This is a genomic window from Paenibacillus sp. J22R232, assembly GCF_056269165.1.
In genome coordinates this window covers 120,645-129,823 of the sequence record NZ_JBWDNK010000015.1, presented here as the reverse complement: position 1 = coordinate 129,823, position 9,179 = coordinate 120,645, and the positions used below count along the sequence as shown (strand labels likewise).

Here is a 9,179-nt window from a genome sequence, read left to right as displayed (position 1 = left end):
CCCAGCCGCTGTGCTTCCTTAATCGCCTCGGAACGTGAGCGTACGTTAAGCTTGTCAAAAATACGCGACAGCTGATACTCTACATTCCGCTGGCTAACATGAAGCATGGCAACCAGCTCCTTGTTGCTTATTCCCGTAGCTACCTCATGCAGAATCGTTTGTTCTTTCTCATTGATCGATACATCCTCTATCGTTACTTCCGTGCGTCCAATCGTCACCTCATGCCGCCTAAGCTGCTTAAGCAATGAAATAGGAATGACCGTATCTCCTCTCATGACGCAGCGAATGGCATTATGCAGCTGCTCCCTTGAGACGGTCTTCGATATGAACCCTGAGACGCCTGATTCAATCAGCAAATTAAAATGTGAACCGATCTCGTAGCCGGAATATATAATGACCTTGCGTTCAGGATCCTGCTGGATCAGTCGCTTGGTCAATTCTAAACCGCTAATCCCTGGCATATTTAAATCGCATAAGATGAGATCGAAATGCTCATTCTGTACGCTCTCGAGCGCTTCGATTGCGGATAGCACTACTGCTACCGACATCTCGCAATCCTGCTCGATCATATTTTTGGTTCCTTCACCAACGGAAGGATGATCGTCAACTAATAAGATACGAATCACGCGATATACCCCTCTCCGATCTACCGGTTGTCATAATCTCTGGCAATAATATAACAACCTCCAGGCCGTTACCGCTTTGAGAATAAAAGGTAATGTCTCCTTCAAGCCCCGTTACGCGCTCTTTGATGCCGGATAAGCCCATATGCTCAAAAGAAACGATCATTTGGTTGACATCCATGCCGATGCCATCGTCCTGGTATCGGAAATATATGGTTCCTTGCCGCAGCTCCAGCTCAAGAATGACCAGCTTCGCTTGGGAATGCTTATCCGCATTGCGCAGCAGCTCTTGGACAATGCGATAAATCGCCGTAATCTGTTCCTCGTTAAGCGGTCGGTTAAATGGCTTCGCACGGAAGTCGACAGCGAAATTGACTCGCATTTGCGTATGCTCAATAATGGATTCGACAGCCTCAACAACCCCCATCTCCTTCAATAGAGGAGGACGAAGCTCGTTGCATGTCTCGCGGATTTGATGTATGACATCCAGCAAACCTTCTTTAATATCCTCTAGCTCCCTGCCAAGGCTACTCGAAATCGGATAGTCCATCATGATTGCTTCAAGCTTCCGGTACCATAACAGCTGATCCTGCAGCGCTGAATCATGCAAATCCGCGGCAAGCTTCCTTCTCTCGTTCTCAGACAAGCAGAACAGCAGACGCAGCACCCAAGGTGACGTGGAATGCTCTTTACGAACCTCGGACTCTAAATCCTCGATTAATCCTTCTATTAAATATAAGTTTTCAAATACGATGCTCGCATAGTTCGACATCGTCTTCAGCCAGCGAAGCTCATCGGAATTGAAACGGGTATGGTTTGTTTTAAGCCCTATCCATAGGATATGGTATCTGGATCGTTGCCTGCCAATAACCAAGCCTAGCCCATATGGCAGTTCAATTAGCTCTCCAACCTGCAATGAATTGACGGTACCAAGTAAAAATTCAGCCGTAATGAGCTCCTCCGGATGCTCACCCATTGGATACACCGTGTTCTCGGATTGCTCAACGAGCAAGAAAGTAATTCGTTTGACAGGCAAAAGCTCCGTTATTTCTTGTTTCAGCACAGCTTCCAGATCGCCTTGCTTCATGACTCTAGCTATTTTACGAGAAAACCTGTCCAAACTATCCTGATAGCTATACATCGCCTTAAAAAGCTTAGGCCGAAAGCGCTGATCAATCTGCTCCTTAACATATAAAAACAACGTCATGCCGATGTAAATGACAAAAAATACGCCAAACCATGCGGACCAAGACGGATTGTTCTCTCCCAGTATGACGAACGCCACTAGTGCGGCCACGATAATAGATGGAAACAAGGCGAGCGCCGTATAATACTTGAACCTGGTTAGTATAAAATCAATATCAAACAGCTGATTGGACGTTGATAAATAGAAATATACGATTGGTAGGACAAAGAGGAAAAGCGCCGTAAATGCTGCTGGCAGTACCTGCTCCTTGCCAATAATCTGGGGTAATAAATTCAATAACGCAAACGGAGTAAACGCTACGAGATGAGAGATCAAAGTAATCGTAAATAAGGAGTGAAGCTTCGTGCGCCGATGCTGAATAAATTTGCGGATAAGAACGTAGACGCATACGAAATTACCTAGTAGCACGGAACTGCTATAGGCCATTTGAATGTATGTATAGATCTTAATGGAAGATATGTCCGTCCATATGTACACCAAGCTTGCCAGTCCTACTAATCCCACTACCGCGAATAATGCGGTCAATAACCGTTTGCTGATTAAACGCGCATCAAAACGGACTAAGTAAATATTCATGAAGCTCATGAACAGCAGCGGAATATTCGGTAATACCAAATAGATCACGGTAATGCCAATCGGATCACTCCGGTTCGAGGCAGCTGAGCTGTAATAGCATAACCCGATGGATATAAAAAACAAAATGAGCATGATGGCGGCTTTGTCATTACGGCGCTTGGCGTAAAGAAAACCGGAAAAAGCACAGAAAATGACAAGAGAGATACCAGGAATATACAATTGTATTAATAATTCCCACAACGAATGATCACCTGTCCAGCCTTTCTGGAAAGCGATCTCCTGTTTTTCATTATTTTTATGTAAAACGACAACGTTATCCGCATACTCTATCAAATTGTATTTCTTCACATTCTCGTAATCGCTTACCGGCAAGCCATTTACTTGTAATATCTGGTCTCCTACACGTATTCCTTTAACTTCTGCTTGTCCAGCAGGCTCCATCGACTTTACGAAATATCGATTGCTGGCGTCTTCCGTCAAAACAGCGCCGATGGATGGGATCCTTACGATCACCGAAGTAAGATATAATAGCGTAGATAGGAATAGTACAAGGAAGAGGATTGCCATAATGCGGTTTAGAATCGTAGGTCTCATGCAGTCCTCTTCCCTTCAACCATTTTCAAACTTCTAGTTCCACAAGAATGCGTAGCCGCTGTTTTTTTCGTTTTTGTTTTTCAGTTCGCCAAGGAGTGCCTTCTGTTCCGCCGCAGAAACACCTGCTAATTGCATTTGACCACCCATGGTCATAGACATTTTTCCAGTGCTGCTTACCAACTGACGAATCGTTTCTTTTAACATTTTAACTCCTCCGCTTCTCTTCTATTATTTGCGCAACCATTATACTATTCTACTATAACAGGAAAAGAATCGACAGAAAACGCAAAAGTGATTCGTATTTACCGAAGTCACTTTTGCGCGGTGTTAAATTATGCAATTTCTTCATTTATCATGTGCAAAAACGTCGATTTCCATGGGCTTATTGCCTGAAAAGTATCGACTAACTCCTCAAAACGATTGTAGTGCATGCGGCTCATGACGGAACCATACAGCAGAGTTCCCGTCCTTTCGCAGGCTTCAACAAAAAGCTCATGCTTCAATGCCACATCCTCAGCTGATAAAAGCCCCTCAAAATAATCTCTTATCCACTGATCCTCCGGCGCTTCCCCTTCTACTAAGTATAACGTAAGCAGCGTTCGTTTCCGCTGTAAAAAGTCGCTTTTATCATCCCAACGCAGCAAATCCCGAAGATCATTTTGCATTTGGGCTGCTAGTCCTATCTCAAGCGCATATTCAGCGACAACCTGGTTCCAAGCCTGACCTGCAAGCAGTACGCCAGCCATGCAAGCAAACTGAAGCAGTGCGCCTGACTTGAGCTTAACGACTTCTAAATAAGACTGCTCGTCATTCATTTCATTCAAAATATCAAGCATCTGGCCATTGGCCGATTGAAGCAATTGCCCATTCATCATATCCATGAGGGCAGCTTGCGTATGTACGTCCGAAGCGCTCTCAAGCATCGCTTGCTGAGACAACGTAAGCAGCGCAGTCGCAACATGCAGCGCTATAGGAAGCGGGTCTTGCATCCAAGGCTTATGCGGCGCGTCCTGATCCTGCAAGTCATCCAGCATGTCCGATGCCAGTATAAAGAGCTCTACCGCTGCAGCCGCCATATATGGATCCTCGCCCTTACCGTCAAACATGCGAAAATGAAGCACGGTCAGTCTTCCGAACCGCAGCGTCTCTTCTAGCTTATCTTTCATATAATGCTCTGCGTATCGCGCAAGCGGCCCAGCCGTGAAATATCGCTGGACCAGCTCGCGCATCCGCTCAGCGATGAGTGAATTACAATCTTTCACAAGAGATCCTCCGCCATTTCAAGATACTGCTATTATACTATGTTTTCATTATGAGAACATACGCTGAAATGTCGTTACGAATCGTCCTAGCCAATTCAATGTATTTATGCCGTAACAGTCGTGGGTGCGTTTGCGCTTTTTAGCCGGTTGTTCCTCTTTCTTCTGACTCTCCCCCTCATTCATCTGACTCATTAAACTCGCAATCATCTCCATTCTTTTCTGAATTAGCTTTCTGCGCTCGACTGACGGACTTTCGATGCGATCGCGATGATCCATTGACTGAAAAGCCCTCCTTGAGGTATGTCCCTGCAATTCATTGATGCTATCGTATCTCCCATTTACCTTATACGCTGACACTCCCATTCATTTCAACTGCGTGGTGCATATATACGGCTTCCATTGTCAAGCCGCCGCCTGGCAGCTGGGCAATAAGCGTTGACGGATTGTCGCAAGTAATGAATTCGCCTTTGCGCATGACACATACTCGGTTGCAGTTGCGCTGCATTTCTTCCATATCATGCGAAGCAACGATAATGGTTTTCCCTTGCTGCCTAAGAAGCTGCAGCAATGCCCAATAGTCTCTTTTAGCCTGTGGATCTAATCCCGTTGTCGGTTCATCCAAAAATATGATTTTAGGATCGTTTACGAGCGCGATTGCGAGCGCCGTCCGTTGTCTCCAGCCGCCGGATAAACGTTTTACTAGTTTATCCGAGTATGGACTAAGGCCAAATTGCTCAATAATCAAATCTAAGTTATTTTTCCGTTTATAGAAGCCCTGGAACATCTCCATCGCTTCGCGAACATTCATTTTATCGACCAAGGATGTGCTTTGCAGATGGATGCCGATATCTTCCTTCAACCGTTCCGCTTCAAGCACGACATCATGGCCATATATGCGAATACTGCCCTGATCCGGCATACGAATACCCATTAGCATTTCTAACAGAGTCGTTTTCCCGGCACCATGCGTACCAATAATACCAAAAAGTTCTCCTTCATTTACTCTAAAGGATACGGAGTCTACCGCCTTATTCGCACCATAATACTTGCTGACCGAGCTTACCTGAATGATCGTTTCCTTATCCATTCTTTGGTTAACCTCCATTCACACTTAAACATTAATAGATTCGCTTTAAGGTGAGATTTATGTTTTTGGTATGCGTCATAGTTTTACGATAACGCATGCCGCTCAATTTTTCACCGAAAACTTGTCTAGTAATTTCCGCAATATTTTTGCGTGACCGCAACGCAAGCGCAAAACAAAAAGGGCCTATTTCTACGACTAATCGCCGTTTAATAGGCCCTTCAACGTTATCCACAGAGATATCAACAATTCTGTATAAATTGTTAGTTAATTCAGTCAGTAGTGCCAAGGTATTATAGTAGTATTTCTGCGGATTTCGTCGATTCATAGGTATATTTTCTTATGATTCATGAAATTATCCACTTTATACACATTATCCACAGCCTACACCCTTGAAATTTATCCCCTATTCGTTCACAGTGTTAACCTTTCGTAAATCCAGTGTTTTCGCCTATTTGAGCGTTTTATACACAATTTAGAGAGGTTCTGTGGATAACTTTGTGCACAACACTAATTTTGGAAAATAGATGGCTTTATTTTCTTTTGCCGATATAGAGCAAATGCGATGATGACCCCAGTAGATGCTCATCAGCCGCATAGTCGAATAACAGCTGCAGAAAAGCTCGGTATTCATGCTCTCCTGCCGTTTCCCAATAACGTAGTTGCTCTCTCGTCAAAGCGCCTGCTGCGCTCGTAGAACCGATTAGCATAACGGTCTCGAATCCGTTCGCTTCCATGAACGGTCTTATCTCGTTAATAGCGAATGCATAGGCGCCTGTAAATCGTCCCTCGTCTGAATGATTAAAAACGCCTGTATCCATATACGTTCGGATATCATCCATATTATCAGTCGGCTTCCAGTGCTCGGGATAGGCTAATGCGTTTTGCAAATGCCTCATTCTCGTCATAAAAGCTACAAAAACATAACCGCCCTTTTGTGTCACCCTGTGCAGCTCGCTAGCGGCTTGCTCCCGGTCCGTCTTTTCTTGCAAATGATACATCGGCCCCATCATGAGTGATGCTGTGAATGCCTCGTCGCCAAACAAGCTAAGGTTTCTAGCATCGGCCACGTGAAAACCATTGAAGCAGTTCTCCAGCTTGAGCTCCGTTGCCTTGTCACAGGCAACTTGCACCAATCTAGGCGTCAAATCGGTCATGGTAACGCATCTCCCGCTTCTCGCAAGCTCCATTGCGTATTTCCCGGGGCCAGCTCCGTTATCCAGAATATGTCCTTCAGCAGGGAGCAGGCTGCTAATAAAATGCCAATTGACTATAAATTCAAGGGGCGCTCGGTCGAGACGTCCCCATTCATCGAATTGGTTGTAATACTGAAGGATGTGGTTCATTGCATTCGCCCCCATCGCTTTACCATTTGATCCAGCTACGCTTGGATTTAATTAGCCGCTTGATTCGCCATTGGTCGTACGACTCTGCTGCCCGTTGTCATCACCGCTTGATTACATGCGGCCACATAAGCCTGTGCGGCAGCAAGAACGATATCGTTATGGATTGAGGTTCCGCGGAACCTCTGCTGCTCGTGCAAGATGCTGACCACCGCTTCGCCATGCGCATCCTCACCGGTCGATAGGGAGTGAAGCTCCAGATCCTCGAACTCTGCGGCTACGGGAATCGCCTGTTGAATCGCATGGATGACCGCCTCGATCGGCCCTGCCCCCATAGCGATGTAGGATTGCTCTTCTCCATGCTCATTCTCACGGATCGTTACCGTAGCTGTACGGGAGCGCTGCGTACCCGCATGTACATGCAGATCAACGAGCACGTAAGGATCTGGCTGCGTTTGCGTCAATTCGCCTGCTATGCGGATAAGCTCATCGTCCGTAACGATTTTTTGCGCATCGGCTTTCGCCTTGAACTTGTCATACACGTCCTGCAGCTGCGCGTCTGTCATCTCGATGCCGAATTCCGATAGACGGTGCTTAATCGCGTGACGGCCTGAATGCTTGCCTAGAATAATCATGTTGCGTGGAATTCCCATCGCCTCAGGGTCCATGATTTCATACGTATTGCGGTTTTTCAGCAAACCGTCCTGATGGATGCCTGACTCATGCTGGAACGCATTGCGACCGACAATCGGCTTGTTGAATGCGATCGGAAAGTTCATGGCTCTGCTGACCATGCGTGAAGTTTCAAATATCTCTCCGATTTGAATATTGGTTTGGGCCTGAATCGCATCCTTGCGCGTTTCAATCGCCATCACCAGCTCCTCAAGCGAGCAATTGCCCGCCCGTTCACCGACACCGTTCACCGTCACCTCAATTTGCGTAGCCCCGCCATGGATAGCCGCGATGCTGTTGGCAACTGCAAGCCCCAGGTCATTATGGCAATGCGCGCTGTAGCGTACCGTATCGCCGCCTCTTGCTTGGCTGCGTACCGCCCTGAATAGCTCGCTCATTTCCTCAGGCATCGCATAACCAAGCGTATCTGGCAGATTGATAATCGTTGCGCCTTCGGCAATGACCGCCTCTACAAGCTGGATAACGAAATCTCTTCCCGAACGCGTGGAGTCCATAGCGGAGAACTCGATTTCGTCAACGAATTGTTTGCCGTATGCAACCATATCACGGGCAATCTTGATGACCTCGTCACGCGATTTGCGCAGCTGATGGTTCAGATGGATATCGGACGAAGAGATAAAGAGATGAAGCCGTCTGCGTGCCGCATCCTGCGTCGCTTGGACTGCAGCATCGATATCACCCTTCACCGCTCTTGCGAATCCAGCAATTTCAACATGCTGCAGCTCCCGCGAAATTTGCTGGACAGCTGCGAACTCGCCAGGGCTCGAAACAGGGAAACCCGGCTCGATCACATCAATGCCCAATTTGCCAAGCTGGCGCGCAATAATGATTTTGCGTTCTGGATCAAGCGATGCTCCAGGGGATTGTTCGCCGTCGCGTAGTGTCGTATCAAAGATTTGAATTTTTTTCATTTCGTTTGTCATTGTTATTTCCTCCTAAGGTTTAATGGCAAGATCCTTTTCCAGATAATCAAGCGTAAACGGCTGAAGCCGTCCGCTATGGCAAAAGCATTCGTTTCACGGAGATATATAAGCACATTTATTTGTGAAAACATATAAACGCTTATATATAAAAAAAGGCTCGCCGTCTCTTTGTAAGAGACGACGAGCTTACGCTGCCGTGGTGCCACTCTAATTGGCAAGATCAATCTGCACAGCTCAGCGAGGCTTCCTTCTACAAGGAAGCTTGCTTGCTATATGCAGGGATTCATGCCCGCTTAAATGCCAGATGACGGCGGCTAACCGTAACGGTGTAGGGAGCTGCCCTATAAGCAGTCTTTCCACCGTTCCGCTCCCAGGCGAGATTCAAACCTCAGCTTCGACTGCGTCGCACCACCCCGCAGCTCTCTGTTCAATATCGGTACCTCAAGATTAACTTGAGATTGCCGAAATCGGCTTTGCCAGCTTAATGTTCTACTGCTCCTGTTCATTGCGTTTCCACACTATGTTAGTTACAACTCATTCGATTAATGGTTAGCTGCTTCACATCATAGACAACAAGAAAAGCCTGTCGTCTCTTGAATCAAGAGACGACAGGCTATAAAAGACCCGCGCGGTACCACCCTTGTTGACTCCCATACGCTCGCAAACGAGCAGGGACGCCCAACTTAAGCATATGGCCAACTCCGGATGTTGACTCACATGCACCCTATGACGGCGGTTAACCGTAACAATGTACCTGCATGGCTACCGGCATTTCCTAAACGTCCGCCATCGTTTCCATTGTTCCGCTCCCAGGTGAGCTTCAAGCATCCTTCGACTGCGTTGCACCATCCCGCAGCTCTCTGTACCGCAGCGT

Annotated in this window: 8 protein-coding genes; all 8 read right to left on the bottom strand. The window is 46.7% G+C overall.

All coding sequences use genetic code 11. The features are described from left to right. A partial coding sequence (locus AC0YN3_RS27970; RefSeq protein ID WP_475778185.1) for a response regulator occupies positions 1 to 626 on the bottom strand: 626 nt, incomplete at its 3' end. After that, positions 604 to 3,000 (bottom strand): ATP-binding protein, encoded by a 2,397-nt coding sequence (locus AC0YN3_RS27965; RefSeq protein ID WP_475778184.1) that lies wholly within the window; start codon positions 2,998 to 3,000, stop codon positions 604 to 606. The genes AC0YN3_RS27965 and AC0YN3_RS27970, both read right to left, overlap by 23 nt. A gap of 33 nt (positions 3,001 to 3,033) precedes the next feature. Continuing rightward, positions 3,034 to 3,204, bottom strand: a complete 171-nt coding sequence (locus AC0YN3_RS27960; protein WP_441943635.1) for a competence pheromone ComX — start codon at positions 3,202 to 3,204, stop codon at positions 3,034 to 3,036. A gap of 128 nt (positions 3,205 to 3,332) precedes the next feature. Next, positions 3,333 to 4,262, bottom strand: coding sequence for a polyprenyl synthetase family protein (locus AC0YN3_RS27955; RefSeq protein WP_475778183.1), 930 nt, complete (start codon positions 4,260 to 4,262; stop codon positions 3,333 to 3,335). Positions 4,263 to 4,310: 48 nt separating this feature from the next. Further along, positions 4,311 to 4,538: a hypothetical protein gene (locus AC0YN3_RS27950; protein WP_183562359.1), complete on the bottom strand. Its 228-nt coding sequence runs from the start codon at positions 4,536 to 4,538 to the stop codon at positions 4,311 to 4,313. A gap of 67 nt (positions 4,539 to 4,605) precedes the next feature. Next, positions 4,606 to 5,349, bottom strand: a complete 744-nt coding sequence (locus AC0YN3_RS27945) for an ABC transporter ATP-binding protein (protein WP_475778182.1) — start codon at positions 5,347 to 5,349, stop codon at positions 4,606 to 4,608. 530 nt (positions 5,350 to 5,879) lie between these two features. Then, entirely contained in the window at positions 5,880 to 6,692 is an 813-nt protein-coding gene (locus tag AC0YN3_RS27940) for a class I SAM-dependent methyltransferase (protein ID WP_475778181.1), read from the bottom strand. A 47-nt stretch (positions 6,693 to 6,739) separates the two neighbouring features. Continuing rightward, complete coding sequence (locus tag AC0YN3_RS27935; protein WP_475778180.1) at positions 6,740 to 8,305, bottom strand: 2-isopropylmalate synthase; 1,566 nt, start codon at positions 8,303 to 8,305, stop codon at positions 6,740 to 6,742. Between the last annotated feature and the right edge of the window lie 874 nt (positions 8,306 to 9,179).